The organism is Bifidobacterium aesculapii, from assembly GCF_001417815.1.
Taxonomy (GTDB): domain Bacteria; phylum Actinomycetota; class Actinomycetes; order Actinomycetales; family Bifidobacteriaceae; genus Bifidobacterium; species Bifidobacterium aesculapii.
This window is the reverse complement of record NZ_BCFK01000017.1, coordinates 25546-41369: the sequence shown is the minus strand read 5'-3', so window position 1 is coordinate 41369 and position 15824 is coordinate 25546. Positions and strand designations below refer to the sequence as shown.

Sequence of the window (15824 nt, the reverse complement as noted above, 5' to 3'; positions counted from 1 at the left end):
TTACGGAAAAGAGGCCACTGCTCCGTACAAACCGCCGCTGAGCCGACGCCAGCGACCGAAAATACGGAGCAAAGGCCCCATCTCCGTACAAACCGCCGCTCAGAACAACTCAGCGGCGGAAAATACGGAGCAATGGGATGATTTCCGTAATATCCGCCGCCGAGCGATACAACAACCGAGTCAACGGGCAACCGCCGAGTCAACGGGCAACCGCTAGACTAACCGGCGGCCACAAATCACCGGCACGGCCTTCCGAACCAACGGATAACCGCCAAATCAATGAACGGCCTTCCGAACCAACGAACAACGGGCAACCACCGAGCAGTGGCGGGAAATAGGGGAAGCCCCCTCATGTGAGGGGGCTTCCGGGGGTGGCTGGCAGCCGGTGGTTGCCGGTCAGGCGCGGCGCTTGCGCCAGATCATGAGGCCGGCACCGGCGGCGGCGAGCACCACGAGGACGCCCACCACGCCGATCACGGCGGCACCGGTCGCGGCGGTCACACCGCCCTTATTGGGCTGTTCGCTCGGCTTGGCGACGTTGACCGCATCCCAGACCAGCGCACCGTCGGCGAAGCGGACGGCGAACTTGGTCGCGCCCAGCTTCAGGTCGGCCGGCACGGTCACGACGAGCGTGCCGTCCTCGCCCACGGTCACGCCGGAGGCGACGAGCACGGTCTTGCCGTCACGCAGCGCGTACACATCGACCGTCTTGCCGGCGAACGCCTTGCCCACGTTGAGGGTGAGCTTGGCGCCCGGGGCGACCGTGCCGGCACTGATCAGGCCATCGACCTTGTTCGCGTCAGTGAGGTCCTTCTCGGCCGGGGCGGGCTTGTCCGGTTCGGGCTTGCCGTCGTCCTTCGCCGTGACGGTCACCGTCACCGCGTCGAACTTGGTGTTGTCGACGGTGGAGGTGGCGGTGATGGTCGCCTCGCCGGCGGCCACTGCGGTGACCTTGCCGTCCGCGTCGACGGTCGCGACCTTCTCGTCGGAGGAGGTCCATGCGACGGTCGTCGCGGCGTCGCCGGTCACCTTGACGTCGGCCTTGAGCTGGGCGGTGTCGCCGGCCTTGAGGGCCAGCTTGCCGTCCTTGACTCCGTCACCGGTCACGGTCACGGAGTCGACGGACGATGCCGGCGGCACCGGCGTCGGGTCGGTCACGGTCACGACGACCGGAGCGGACTCCACGCCGCCCGCGACGGCGACGATCTTCGCCGTGCCCGCCTTCGCGGCGGTCACGAGACCGTTCGCGCCGACGGTGACGACGCCCTCGCCCTCGGTCACCTTCCAGGTGACGGTCTTGTCGTCCGCGTTCTCCGGGGCGACGGTGGCGGTCAGCTGGGCGGTCTTGCCGGTCTCGAGCGCGAGCTTGCCGTCGGCGACGCCGTCACCGGAGATGGTGACGGATTCGACCTTGACGACCTTCTTGACGAGCTTGACGGTGTAGGTCTTCACGGTCTTGCCGTCGGCGGCGGTCACCTTGACGAGCACGACGCCGTCCGCGATGGTCACGGCGGTCTTCGCGTTGGCCTCGTTGACGGTGGCGGCGACGTCGGACTCCTTGACAGCGGCCGGGTCGTCGACGGTCAGCTCGGCGCCGTCCTTGGAGGCGGCAGCCTCAAGGTCGACGGTCTGGCCGGCGACGGCGAGCGACTTGAGGGTCGCGTCGTCGGACGGGGCCGGGGCGGGCTCGTCGGTGTCCGGGTTGAACAGCTCGGCGGCGGTCAGGGCGCGGTTCCAGACCTTGAAGTTGTCGATCTGGCCACCGAAGTCCTTGTCGGAGCTGTAGAAGGAGAGGCCGAGGTAGCCGGAGGCGGTGGAGGTGCCCACGAAGTCGGCGGCGGTGAGCGTGGTCGTCTTGGTGGCCACGAGCTTGCCGTCGAGGTAGTAGGCGATGGACTTGCCGCCCTTGACGACCACGTCCACGTGAACCCACGTGTTCTTGGCCGGGGTGGAGCCGGCGAGCTGGGTCTGCGAGCCGTTCTTCGACGCTTCGACGCGCGTGTTGGAACCGCAGGAGACGATGTTCACCAGGTAGTCCTTGGAATCCTTGCCGAGGGCCCACGGGTAGACGCAGCCGTTGGCGCCGTCCCACTGGTAGTCGGCGGAGACGGTCAGATCCTTCTGGTCGGCGGAAACCGCGCCGGCCGGGATCGTCACGGTGCCGGTGGAACCGTGGTTGCCGCCCTTGAGCTTGAGCGCCTTGCCGTTGTCCTTGTGGTCGACGAGCGAGGAGCCGGAGCCGGAGACCGTGCCGTCGAGCTTGTCGCCGGCGGTGCCGGTGTTGTCGACGGTGGCGCCCTTATCGGCGGAGGAGTCCTTGTCGAAGGTGTACTCGACGACCGGATCGCCGGTGGCGGGCGCGGTGGCGCCTTCCTTGACGATCTGCACCGAGTAGTACTTCACGGCCTCGTGGTTCTGCGCGTAGGAGGCGATCTCCACGGTGGTCACGCCGTCGCCGAGCGCGATGGCGCGGGCCTTGGTGTCGTCGATGATCACGCCGTCGACCTTCACGTAGGCGCCGGGCTTGTTCACGCCGATCTCGGCCTCGACGGACTTGGCGTCGGCCGGGACGGTCAGCGTGTACAGGCTCTTCGCCGGGTCGAACGCCTTGTCGAGCGTGCCGGCGCTGAACTTCAGCGAGGCGAGCTTCGCGTCGGCGGAGAGGGCCTTGGCGTTCTGCATGCGCACGCCGTAGACGCCGCCGACGAGACCGCCGGTGGACTTGAACAGCACACGCACCTTGCCGTCCTTGACCTTCGCGAGCAGGTCGGCGGGCAGCTGCTGGACATCCCAGTAGAAGCCGTTTTCACCCTTGGCGCGGGTGAGCTTGACCGCGTTGGAGGAGACCTCGCCCTTCGACTTGTCGGCGACCGGGGTCGGGTCGACGATCACGTCGTAGTTGCGGCTGTTGTCCGCGGAGTGGTACTGGACGCCCAGGTAGTTGTCCTGGCCGGCCTTGACGGCGAGGTCGTAGCTGAACCAGCCGCCGGCCTTCGCGTCACGGTACTGCTTGCCGTTGTAGGTGCCGGCGTTGGAGTCGTCGGACTTGGCGGCGTTGTGGGCGAGCTCCTGCTGGAACTCGTTGTCGAACGCGTCGACCGCGTCGGAGACGAGGTCCGCGTTGGCGGCGTCGGTCTTCTTCTTGAGGAGGTTCTGCTGGTAGGCGTCGGAGTCGACCTCGGCCATATCCCAGTAGATCGCGTACGACGTCTTATACGTCGAGTAGTAGGGGTGAATCTCCACCGATGCCGCATCGCCATCGACGTTCTTCAGCTGGAACGAGAGCTGCTGTCCATCATCTGGTTTGTCAGTACGCACCAGGTTGCCGGACAGACCGTCGGCGCTGATGCCCTTGAGCCAGTTGGTCACGCTCTCCCCGTTGGACGGGATAATCGCGGCCTTGGCGTTGGCGTCGGCGTCGTAGTTGGAGACACGGACCTTGACACCGCCGTAGGAGTAGTTGGTCGCAGTGTTGGTCGGGTTCAGCGCGCCGGCGAGCACGACCGGGCCGTACTGGAAGGCGACCCAGTTCGCGTTGTCGGGTCCGGCGACAGACTGGAGCTTCGCGGGCAGCGTGTAGGCGATCTGCGTGCCATCCTTGACGGGAACGGACACCCAGCCCTTGTCGTCCTTGGTCGTCGGCTGTTCCTTGCCGTCGACGACGAGCTTCACGCCGGAGGCGATGGTCCAGTCGGGCACGCGCAGCTTGAGGTTCGCAGAGCCGGAGCCGGTCACGGCGAACGTGACCGTGTCCTGCTTCGGGACGTCGGCGGTCTGCGCGATCGTCAGGTCATGGCGCTTGTCCGTGTAGGTGGACGTGCGGAACATGTTCACGTAGACGTCGTTCTTGTCGGTGAAGTAGAACGAGTCGTTGAGCTTCGCGAAGTTCTCCACGCCGGTGCCCTGATCACACCAGAACTCGCCGATGGCGTTGCCGAACAGCGAGGCCTCATAATCGGTGCCGGACACACCGAAGACCTTCGGGTAGCCGGCCTTCATCGGCTGGAAGTACAGGCTCATGCCCGTCTCCGGGTTCTGCGAGGCGAGAATCGCGTTGATGTATGTGTGCTCGTAGTACTCGGAGTACTTGGAGTCGCGGGTCACCTGAAGCAGCATGCGAGACAGCTTGAGCATGTTGTACTCGTTGCAGGTCTCCACGGTGGAGGCGTTGCGGTAACCACCGTTGACGTCGCCGTTCTGCGTGGCGTCGTGCCACAGCTGGCCGGCCACGTGGAAGTGCTCGGACTGCGAGTTGCCGCCGGTCACATACGTGTGGTCCTTGGTGACGATGTCGAAGAAGTTTTCGGCCGCCTTGAGGTAGAGCGACGTGAGCTTGTCCTTTTCATCAGCAGAGAGACTGTTGTACAGGTCCTCATCCTCGGTGTAGGCCACGTAGCGCTGCATGGCGCCGATGAACTTCGGAATCGTGGTGTTGCCATGGAGGCCGTTGAGCACGTCCTTGCCGGCGGCGAGATTCTCGAACAGCGCGGTCTCGTCAAAGAGGTGCGCGGCCTCGAGCACGGTCTGCTTGTCCTTCGCGTCAGCGATCTCGGCGACCTGATAGAGGGCGTCGTTCATGCCGCCGTACTCGGTCTTGAGCATGTTGGTGGAGGCGTGCGCCTTCTTCCAGTTGACGACCCACTTGGCGAAGTCGACCGCGGCCGCCTTGGCGGTGTCACGCGTGTCCTGGTCGGTGCCGTACTCATACGCGTGCACCATGCCCTGTTCGACCTTGTGCAGGTTGTAGAACGGCACGATCAGATTGTTGCCGCCGCTCGGCACGTAGTTGACGGAGAACGCGGGGAAGAATCCGGCGTTGGCGGCGTCGGTCTTCGCGTAGGCCTCCTGCGTTTCGCGGATGCCCTTGACCACGGCGGTGAGCTTGGTTGCGAGTTCGGCCTTCTGCTCGGGCGTGGCGAACGTGGAGCGCTGCGCCTGCGACACGGCGGAAATCCAGTGGCCGACGAAGTGGCCGGTGAATCGGTTCGGGTTGCTGGTGCCGTCCGGGTTGCGGGAGGCGGACGGGCCGTTCTCCCAGCCGCCGTAGTTCTTCGCGCCGTTGGTCGGGAGTCCCGCGGTCGCGCGGAACTCGGTGAGCAGACGGTCCGGCTCGAAGCTCAGCAGGTATTCGACTTCCTTCTTGCCGGCGTTCTGCAGGTAGGCGTCGGAGACGGTCACGTTCTCCATGCCCTGCTCGGACAGGTAGTTCTTCAGGTATTCGACGTCGTGCTCGCCGCCGTTCTCGGTCTGCGCGGGCACGGTCACGGTGAACGTCTTGGAGACGGCCGCGGAGCCGTAGCTCGCGGTGACGGTGATCTTCGCGGTCGCATCCGGCTCGCCTACGGCAGGACGGTTGACGACGCCGGAATCGGAGATGACGGCCTTGTTGTCGGAAGCGTAGGTGAGCGAGGCCCCGTTGGAGGCCTCAGCGTCAAAGGTGAGGTTCGAGGTCGCCTCGGTGGCGATATCGACTTTCTCAAGCGCCGTTTCAGCGAGGGCCTTCGCATCGAACTTGGCGTCGCCGATCTTCACCTCACGCTCCACATCGGCAGTGGTGGCGACGGTGTCCCACAGTTTCACGTCATCGAGCGTGCCGTTCAGCTGACCGCCGCTCGCATGGGCACCATTCCAACCGATGTACTTGACGGCGTCATTGGCCGTGATGCTGCCGGGCTGCTCGGTGTTGCCGGTGGTGTAGGCACGCGATTCGCCGTTGACGTAGAATTTCGCGGTCTTCGTGGTGGCATCGAACGTGACCATCACATGGGTCCACGTGTTAGCGGGGAAGATATCCGCGCGGTTGCCGGTCAGGTTGAACTCGAGCGGCTGCGGGGCACCGGCACCAATCGACAGCACCAGCGGCTTGGAATCGGAGGCGGAGCTCAGGTACCAACCATCCTGGTTGTACTTGGCCTTGCTCCACAGGAGAATCTGCTCGCCGGTCATTGTGCCGCTCGGATTCCACCAGAACGACAGGGACAGGTCCTGCGGCTGCAACTTCTGACTTGCACCCAGACTCAGGGCCCCCTTGTCGAGCTTGATGGCCTGGCCGTCCACGCCGGTCACGTAGCTGGTCGAGCCCTTGTATTCGGTAACCGTGTTCTTCACCGGGCTGGCGTCGCTCAGATCGCCGTTGAAGCCCAAGTTGAGTACGTTGTTCTGATCGTTGGTGGCGGGGGCGATCGTAGATGTCGCGTCGGCGGCCACGGCGGTTCCCGCGGTCATCAACGTGAACACCATCGGCAACGCGGCCACAGCCGCGACGCCTTTGCGCCACACGCCCTTCCCCTTGTGATTATCGGTAGTTCTCATGCGTTGAGAGCCTCTCCTTCAATGCACCTCATTGTTATCAATTTGTTATCGAATCTTCCGGGCCGTGCATACGCACACGACCTCCGGTGCTTCCTCGCGCACCCGATCCGACTGTTGTACCCGCATCACTGCAGGCGGCGTGACATCGCGCCCGATCCTACGAACGACTACGTTTTCGCAGGCGTCGCGCCCGGCGCCACACGGCGTTGAAACCGTGTATGAAATTATACCTGTTAGCGTTCACCAGCCGTGAGGCATCGTTGATGCGACAACGCTTTCGCACAGCGGCGGCGTGCGGTTCCGTGGTAATTCTCCCCATGCGGCAGGGTGCCAACGCGGTTCGCCGCCAGACACCGGGATCTCGCAGCGATTCCCCACGCAGCCCCGGCAGGGTCCCACAACCCAATCCCCCACAAGCCAATCCCCACACCTCGAACCCCACCACACCACAATCCCCGGCGGCGGAAAATACGGAAAACAGCCCACTGCTCCGTACAAACCGCCGCTGAGCCATTGCCAGCGACCGAAAATACGGAGCAATGGCCTCATCTCCGTACAAACCGCCGCTCAGAACAACTCAGCGGCGGATATTACGGAGCAATGGGGAAATCTCCGTAATATCCGCCGCCGGGATGGGTACCGTCAGGGCGTCAGGCGCGGCGCTTGCTCATTGCGAGCGCGATGCCACCGCCTACGGCGAGCAGCGCGATCGCTGCCACGATGCCGGCCACATCAGTGCCGGTGACCGACAGGCCCGGACGATTAGGCTTGGCCGACGGCTTGGCGCCATCACCCGACCCGTTGCCCGAACCGCTGCCATCGCCCGAACCATCCACACGCACCAGCGCCTTCTGCGCCGCAGTGAGCGCGGCGACCGCGTCATCCACCGCATCCTGCGTGGCCGCATCGTCGCCGTACACCTTCTCCGCGGAGGCCAGCGCGGCGGCGAACGGCTCCCACGTCGCGGCCGTGTAGTCGGATTCGCGCAGCTGCTTGGCGGCGGCGATCGCGGCGGAGAGCCCGGTCTTGTCCACCTCGACCGAATCGGCCACCACCTTCACGGTGACGCTCACGGTCTTCAGCGAGGCGGCGAGTTCCTCGGAGGAGCTCATGTCGAACACGGGCATGCCGTCGGCGGCCCAGTGGACGCGGCGCACGAACGTGTCGCGGCCTGTCGCGTTGACCGTGCCGAGGTTCTTCGTCGCGTAGGCGTGGAACACGTAGATCTGGTTGCCGTCCTCGTCCTCGCTCCACATGCCGTGGCCGGTGCCGAGCTGCATCTCGCCGTTGAACGGGCCGGACTTCTGAATCGGGTAGTTGAGCACCGTCCAGCTGGCCGGATCGGTCAGGTCGGAGCCGGAGGCGTCCGCCACGGCCAATCCCGTGGTGTACGTCTTGCCCACGGACGAGCCGGAGAACATCATGTACAGCTTGCCGTCGCGCATGGTCACGTTCGGACCTTCGGCGATGGTCACGTTCCACGAGTATTCCGGCGAGACGATGCGCACCGGCTTGGAGGTGATCAGGCCCGGGTCGGACGGGTCCATCGTGGCGATGTACGTGGCGCCGAGCTGCTGCCAGGCGTAGTAGGACTTGCCGTCGGCGTCCTTGAAGTAGGTCATGTCGAGCGACATGCCCACGTTGCCGTTGGCGTCGAGCGCGAGGTCCTTCTTGCCGTTGACCTGCGAGGCGGCGTTGCGGTAGATCGGCGTCGGCACGGTCCAGTTGGCCGGATCGGTCGGGTCGAGGTCGTGGCCGGAGGCGTCCTGTTTGAGCTGCATGTACACGGACTTGCCGTTGGTCCACACGTTGCCGTAGCCGGCCATGAACAGGATGGTCAGGCGGCCGTTGATCTCGTGGATCTCCGGCGCCCAGAAGCTGTGCATGATCGCATTGCCTTCGGAATCCTTGACGCCGGCCGTGAGCAGCGACACCTCCTTGTTGTTGTAGCCGTTCTGCTGGATGAGCGCGTCCGGATTGCCCGGCTCGTCGGCGAGCGCCGCGATGGAGTCGGCCATGCGGAACGGCATGTGCGGGCTGCCGTGTTGCCAGGTCACGTCACCTTGGATGTCGTTGGAGGCGATCATCAGGAACTTGGTTTCGGTGACTTCCTTGCCGTCCTTCTCGTGGGTCCATTCCCACTTGTAGATGGACGGGTCGGCGCGGTCCTCAGCGAACGGGATCTGGTATTCGGTCTGCTTGACGGTGCCGGTCACGGTAGTGCCCGTCTCGTTGACCGAATCCAGGTCGAGCGCGGAGGTATCCCACGAGGAGATCGGCAGGGAGCCGGTGGAGCCGTCGGAGTAGGTGAGTTCGACGTTCTTCGGCAGCTGCTTGGTCACGTCGCTCATCGAGGCGCCCTGCTTGACGGTGATGGTCTGCGGCAGGTTGCTGGCACCGGTGTTCTCGGAGCGGCCGAAGCGCGTGTCGAGCGCCTTACGCGTGGCGGCGTCGATGGCGATGGTCGCGCCGGAACGGTAGTCGGCGATGCCGTTCGCGTCGGAGGCGGCGAGCGTGCCGGCGGTGGCAGCGGCGCCGACGATCACGTCGCCGTGCTTGGAGTCCTTGCCGTCGAGCGTGGCGAACGTCGTGTACTTGGCCACGCCGTTGTCGTCCTTCCACCCGATGAGGTAGCGCTTGGCGGCGGTGTCGTACACGGCGTACGGCGCGTTCACGCCGTTGGTTTCGCCGAGGTCGACGATGGAACCGGAGTTCGTCTTCTCATCGTAGGTGAGCAGGTCCTTGGAGGTGGCGATGAGCACGCTGGACTTGGCGGTGGAGTCGCCGGTGGCGGTGCCGCGGTTGGTGCGCACGGCGATCACGCCGAACGTGCCGTCAGCGAGGCGGAACAGGCTCGGGTCCTTGAGGTTGCGGGCCACGTCCTCGGTGTTCATGTTGAGCGGCTGCGTCTTGTACCCGAGCGGGAAGAAGATGCCGTAGTTCTCGTTGTAGGGCGTGTACGTGCCGTCGTCGCCGCGCAGTGCGAGGTGCATGCTGTAGGCGACGTCGCCATTGTTCGCGTCGTCGACGCCGGTGGCGTTGCGGTCGTATGCGGCGATGGTCGCGGATTGCGCCTTCGGCAGGACGGTCACGGCGAACGTCTTGTCGACGCTGCCGGCGAGACCGTCTTTCGCGAAGGTGACGGTGACGGCGCCTTCGGCCTTCGCGTCGGCGTCGCCGGCGAGGCCGAACACGCCGTCCGTCACCGTCACGCCGCCGGTGGCGGACTTGACGGCGACGCTGGTGCCGCTTGCGGCCGCAGGCAGCGTGTCGCCTTCACGCACGACGGACGGGATCGCGTAGCCGGCGGCGGCCTCCTTGAGCACTTCGTCGGCGGTTTTGTCGGTCGGGTTCACCTTCACGGTGAACGTCTTCGACGCGCTCACGCCGCGCACGGTGACGCTCGCGGTGAGCGTCACGGTCTTCGCGGCCTCGCCTTTGGCGGGCTGCGTGACCATGCCGTTCGGCGCGATGACCGAGGCGTCGGAGGACGTCCAGGTCACGCCGTTCGCGGTCGGCAGCGCCACGTAGGACTCGTTGATCTCCCCAGGGACGCTGAGCGCGTCGAGCGCCGCGCCGGTGAGCTCGTCGGCGTGGAGTTTCGCGTCGGCGGTGCTGATGGCGGCGATCTGGTCGGCGCCGAGCGCGGTGGTGTACGCGCGGAAGTTCGCGACGCTGCCCTTGAACAGCGCGTCGGGCCACGGGGAGCGTCCGATGGTGTTGTACGACTGGTCGGTCACGCCGGCCGGCGTGATGTTGGTCTTGCCGGAGGCGACCTCGGTGCCGTTGATGTACAGTTTCGCGGTCTTGGTGGCGCCGTCGATCACGGAGGCGACGGACAGCCACGTGCCGTAGTTGACGACGCAGGAGCCTGCGGACGCGCCGGTTTCGGCGCCGGCGGCGCCGTCCTTGATCCAGGTGAGCGGCGTGCGGCCGTCGGCGCATTTGAGCGCGGTGAACCAGTACGGGCCGGTTCCGGCATTGTTGCCTTCGTTGCCGATGTTCCACATGAAGTGGTAGTCGGATTTCATCGCGGCGTCGGCCTTGACCTCCATCGTGATGGTCGCCGATTCGGCGCCCTTGACGATGTCGTCCGGCAGCCGCACCCAGTCGCCGCTGGTCTTCGCGCCGCCGGAGAGGGTGAGCGCGCCATCCGCCCATGTGGCTTTGGAGGGGTTCTGCACTTCGGCGGCGCCGAGCGTGGCGCCGGGCGCGCTGTTGGCGACGGTCTTGCCGTCCGCCGGCTTCGCGGAGAAGTCGTAGGCGGCGACGAGATGATCGGTGGGGACGGTGTCGGCCGCGACCGCAGTGGTCGCGCCGAGCGCCATGCCCGCGAGCGCCATGGGCACTGCGAGCGCCGCGCCGAGGAGCTTGCGCCCCCAGCGTCGGGCGGTGGTTGTGGTGGTCATTCCGATGGTTCTCCTTTGCACTACTGGGACCGAAATCAACAAATCACTGTGTCGGGTAAGGATGGGGGCGCGCACGGCGAAAGGATCACGCCGCGCGCGCCCGTATCACGCAACGACGTCAGGCCTTGCGCTTGCGCCAGATGGTCAGGCCGATGCCGGCGGCGGCGAGCAGCACGACCATGCCGCCCACACCAAGCACGGCGGTGCCGGTGGCGGACAGTCCGGGCTTCTTGGAGCCGTCGGCCGTGTCCTTGCCGTCGTCGAGCGTGCCGTCGTTCTTGCCGTCATCCGGGCCGGACGGGTTGTCCGGGTCCTCGTCGGAAGGCCATGCGGTCTGCTTGGCGCCCCAGATGGCGGTCGCGCCGGGCGTGGCGGTCTTCACGTCGGTGCCGGCATCGGTGAACACGGTGCCGCCGACGGCGCCGAACACGAGCGCGTAGCCGCCGGTCTCGTTCGGCTGGCCGGCGAGCGTGCCGGTGTAGTCGCCCATGAGGTTGCTGCCGGGCATGGCGGCGGTCACGTGGAGCGTGACGGCGTTGCCGTCGAGCTCCCACGTGCCCTGTGCGCGGCCGGAGAGCGTGCCGTCCTCGTTGAGGCGCACGTCGACCGCGTGGACGATGCCCGCGTCGGCGAGACGCGTGGCCTCGTCGGCGGTTTCGGTGTTCGTCGCGTAGGAGCGGGTCGGGTCGTTGACGGCGATCTGGTAGTCGCCGGCCACGTCCGCCATCGTGTACGAGGCCTTCTGGCGGAACGCGCCGGAGTACTCGTACGGGGTGGAGACGAGCCAGCCGTCGGGCGAGACGACCATCTGCTGCACGCGCAGCTCGTTGTCGGACTTGGTGGCGGTTTCGGCGGCGGTCTTGCTGACGAAGCGCGTGTGGTACACGTTGTAGATCGCGCCGTCGTCGGCCACGTAGACCTCGTTGCCGCCCTGCGCCGCGCGGATCTCGGCGGAACCGTTCTGTTCCACCGTGGAGAGCACGCGCAGGCCGCGGTTGATGGTCTTGTTCGCGCCGGAACCGGGGTTGCCGTACACGGACGTGTAGATCGCCGGGTTGCCGTTCTGGTCCACATACGGGCCGGTCAGGCTCTTGGAGCGGAATTCGCGGATCTGGTAGCCGCCGTCCACGCCGAGGTTGCCGTAGGAGACGAACATGTACCACCAGTCGCCGCGCTTGACGAACGACGCGCCTTCGCCGGAGTTGTTGTGGCCGCCGGCGAGCTTCACGCCGTAGTAGGCGTCGGAGGCGTCCGCCTTGGTCGTGTAGGTGGCCGTGTAGTCGCGCAGGCCGGTGGCCGGGTCGAGCTTGATGGCCCAGATGCCGCCGAACCAGGAGCCGAAGCTCATCCACAGCTGGCCGTCGTCGTCGGTGTGCACGTCGGCGTCGATGGCGTTGACGCCGGTGTCGTCGAGGCTCTTGTAGCGGGCGGGCACCTTGCCGTCGGTGGTGAGCACGCCGGAGACCTTGTCGACGTCGGTCGCGGCCACGTCGGCATCCTGGAATCCGGAGTAGACGACGGGGCCCACGTACGTCCAGTCGCCGTCGAGGTGGTCGGCGGTGAGCAGCACGATGACGGTCTTCTGGTAGTTGCCCTTGCCTCCGCCGTTGACGGACAGGTACATCGTCCACTTGTTCATGGTCTTGTTCCAGGAGACGTCGGGCGCCCACATGTTGCCGTCGAGCTCGGTGTTGCCCGCGTCGTTCTTGGAGGACCATTCGTTCCAGATGCCGCCGAGCACGGTCTTGTAGTCGGTGCTCAGATTGTTCTCGAACGGCTCCCAGTTGCGCAGGTCCTTCGACTTGAGCCAGGCGCGGTGCGAGCCGAACACGTAGTACGTGTCGCCTTCCTTGACGATGCTCGGATCGTGCGAGGAGCCGCGCTGGTGCGTGGCGTCGGCGAGCGCCGCGGTCACTTCGGCCGTGTACGTCACGTCGACGAGCGAACCGTCCTTCAGCGTGTAGCGCACGGTGAACGCGAACGTGCCGTTCGCGACGTTGAGCGCGTCGTAGCGCACGCCGTCGTCGGCGAGCGTGACGACGCCCTTCGCCGGCGCCTTGGTGAGGGCGCGCTTCGCGTAGCCCTTCACCGCGGCCGGTTCGGCGAACGTCGCGGTGCCGTTGGAGCCGACCTTGAGCGCGTCCGTGGCGACGGTCTCGACGCTCGCGGCCTTCGCGGCGACGGTGACGGTCGCCTCGACCGGCATGCGCGAGTCGTCCTGCGCGACGCCGGCGACGGTGAACGTGCCTTCCTTCGCGTAGTCGTCGGCCTTGACGTCGTTCCAGACGACGTCGACGTCCTTCGACGTGCCGTCGGCCATGGTCAGGTGCGCGGTCTTGGGCAGCGTGGGCGCCTCGCCGGACTTGGTGGTCGCGTCGAGCGCGTCCACGGACTTGACGGCGATGGACGGCTCGTACGCTTCGAGCACGGCCTGGTATTCGGCGCGGGTCACGCCGAGCACGGTGCCGTGGCGCGGGCGTCCGCCGTCGGAGTTGAGCGGCATGTTCGATTCGGGCATCTTATCGCCGACGGACGTCCACTTGGAGGCGTCGGTGATGTCGGTGGTGGCGAACGGGATGTAGTGGTTCGGGCCGCCGTGGTAGTCGGGCTGGTCGGCGAACAGGTAGTACTGGTAGCCGTTCACGTCGCCCTTGTTGGCCTTGAACAGGGAGGGGCCTTCGCCGGCGGTGAAGGTGCCGCCGTAGCCGTTGGCCTGGCCGCCGCCGATGTTCGTGCCGATCTCGGTCCACTTGCTGCCCTTGAGCGCGGTGGCGAAGTCGGTCACGCCGTCGGCGCCGATGGAGGCGGTCAGGTCGGTGGACTTCTCCTCGCGCAGGGTCATCGAGTTCTCGTCCTTGTAGATGCGGTAGTAGGTGTCGCCGACCTTCTGCACGGTGGCGTCGATGGAGCCGGCGCCGGCCTGGCCGCGGCGGTCCACGTTCACCCATTCCTTCGGCTCGGAGAACGTGATGAAGTCATCGGTGGTGGCGATCATCATGCGGTTGTAGGTGGCGGCGGTGCGCTCGTTCTCGTCGGTGGTGTCGTACAGGTTGGAGGCCCAGTACACCACGTAGGTGCCGAGTTCATCGTCCCAGTAGGCTTCGGGCGCCCACGTGTTGCCCGCGTAGTCGGTGCTGACCTTCACGTGGCGCTGGTTCGACCAGTTGACGAGGTCGGTGGACTCCCAGATCTCCAGGTATTTGGAGCCTTTGGCCTGGGCGTTGAAGAAGTTGTTGTCGCTGCCGATCTTGAGGTCGGTGGCGAGCAGGTAGAACTTGTCGCCGTCATGCGAGCGCATGATGAACGGGTCGCGCAGGCCCTTCTCGCCGAACACGGAGGTCATGATCGGTTCGGCCTTGCCTTCCGCGTTGGTGTTGAGCGCGTTCCAGTCGAGCGCGTTGTCGCCCTTGGATGCGGCGATGCTCACCTTCTGGGATTCGCCGCCTTCGCCGGTGAAGTACATCCACACGTAGGCCTGCGTGTCGGTCTTGCTGCTGGGCATCGGCTGCACCTTGACGGTGAAGTCGCGCGTCTGCGTGACGTTGCCGCTGGTGACGGTGGCGGTGAGCGTGATGGTCGTCGCCTTGGCGCCGGCGGCGGGGCGGGAGACGCGCACGGTCTTCGAGGTCTTGTTCACGCCGTCCGTAATCTTCGGATCGGCTTTGCCGGCGTCCTTGACGGTCCAGCTGATGGTCGCGCCGTTGGCGCCCTTGGTGGGCACGGAGAAGTTGGTGCGCATGTCGTTCGCGTTTTCGATGGTGAGCGCCTTCAGGTCGCGGGTGACGATCTCCTCGTCGTTGAGTTTCTGCGGCACCTGCACGGTGAAGGTCTTCGTCACCGGCTGCGGCGGCGCGGGCACTCCCGTGTTGGGCGACAGGGTGGCGGTGAGCGTCACCGTGGTGTCGCCTGCGGTGGAGGGCGTCACCTTCGCGTTGCCTGCCTTGTCGACGCTGATGACCTTCTCGTTGCTGCTGGACCATGCCACGGAGGCGTTGTCGGTGGAGGTCTTCAGCGTGAAGTCGGTGCTGGCGGTGGTCGGCACGGTCAGGTTGCCGATCTCGCCGTTGAGCAGGTCGGCGGCGCCTTCGGCGTCGATCATCGTGACGATCTGGCTTTGGGTGAGTGCGGTGTCGTAGACGGCGAACGATTTGATGGCGCCGTGGAACATGGCGTCGCCGACGCCCGGGTACGTGGAGTTGCCGATGGTGTTCCAGTTCTGCGCCTTGAACTGGTTCGGCAGCGTGTTGAACGTGCCCGAGCCGACGAGACGGCCGTTGATGTACAGGTTCGCCTGCTTGGTGGCGCCGTCGATGGTGGCGGCAAGCAGCTGGAACTTCTCGGTGGAGAGGTTGCTGGAGGCGCTGAAGTAGTTCTCGTTGTCGCCGTTCTGCGTGGCGGTGATCGAGGTGTACAGGCCGTTGTGCGTGGAGACGGCCCAGTTGCCTTCGGCCTTGAGGCGGGAGCCGCCGAAGGTGAAGAAGTACGTCCACTTCGAGTCGCTGATGCTGAAGTCGCTGTTCTTCACCATCGCGACGACGGTGGCCGAGGTCTTGTCTTTGAGCAGGTCGTCGGGCAGCTTCACGTATTCGTCGCCGGTGAGCTGGAGCGCGCCGTCCTCGTAGGTGCCGGCCTTGTCGGCGTCCGTGGCGCTCTTGATCTGGGCGGCGCCGAACGCGGAGCCCGCGGCCTCGTTGGCCACGGCGCCCTTGCCGTCGTCCTTGGCGAAGCTGTAGCTCGCCAGCGGGGTGGGCAGCTGCACGGCGTCGGCCGCTGCGGCCGGAACCGCCGTGGTCGCGCCGAGCGCCATGCCCGCGAGCGCCATGGGCACTGCGAGCACCGCGCCGATGAGGCGCCTGCCCAGCGATGTGGGTCGGGTTGTCATAGTTCCTCCTTGGCGCGGGGCAGGGTGCTCCCACGCACATCTCCTGTGATTGATCGTGTGCCATGTCGTTCCATTGACGGCACTGAAGAAATCGCCGCGGATACCGGTGTATCACCGTACTTCCGGCATCCGTAGCATTCGGTTATATGGGCCGCTGCGTCACGGCCACGCTACCGCATTGTAGCGTAAAACGGTTGACCACGTGTTGGCGGTTCGCGCGC

At 65.9% G+C, this 15824-nt stretch carries 3 protein-coding genes; all 3 read right to left on the bottom strand.

Annotation, left to right across the window (positions count from 1 at the left end):
• Nucleotides 1-396: 396 nt before the first annotated feature.
• Complete coding sequence (locus BFAL_RS02085; RefSeq protein ID WP_082440276.1) at nucleotides 397-6312, bottom strand: beta-1,3-specific beta-L-arabinofuranosidase; 5916 nt, start codon at nucleotides 6310-6312, stop codon at nucleotides 397-399.
• A 650-nt stretch (nucleotides 6313-6962) separates the two neighbouring features.
• Nucleotides 6963-10721 (bottom strand): family 43 glycosylhydrolase, encoded by a 3759-nt coding sequence (locus BFAL_RS02080; protein ID WP_055426785.1) that lies wholly within the window; start codon nucleotides 10719-10721, stop codon nucleotides 6963-6965.
• 118 nt (nucleotides 10722-10839) lie between these two features.
• Nucleotides 10840-15603, bottom strand: coding sequence for a family 43 glycosylhydrolase (locus BFAL_RS02075; protein ID WP_055426784.1), 4764 nt, complete (start codon nucleotides 15601-15603; stop codon nucleotides 10840-10842).
• Nucleotides 15604-15824 lie beyond the last annotated feature (221 nt).

Bases quoted from the DNA above. Each gene is read 5' to 3' on its own strand.
- BFAL_RS02075 (WP_055426784.1), bottom strand. From the start codon at position 15,603: ATGACAACCCGACCCACATCGCTGGGCAGGCGCCTCATCGGCGCGGTG.
- BFAL_RS02085 (WP_082440276.1), bottom strand. From the start codon at position 6,312: ATGAGAACTACCGATAATCACAAGGGGAAGGGCGTGTGGCGCAAAGGC.
- BFAL_RS02080 (WP_055426785.1), bottom strand. From the start codon at position 10,721: ATGACCACCACAACCACCGCCCGACGCTGGGGGCGCAAGCTCCTCGGC.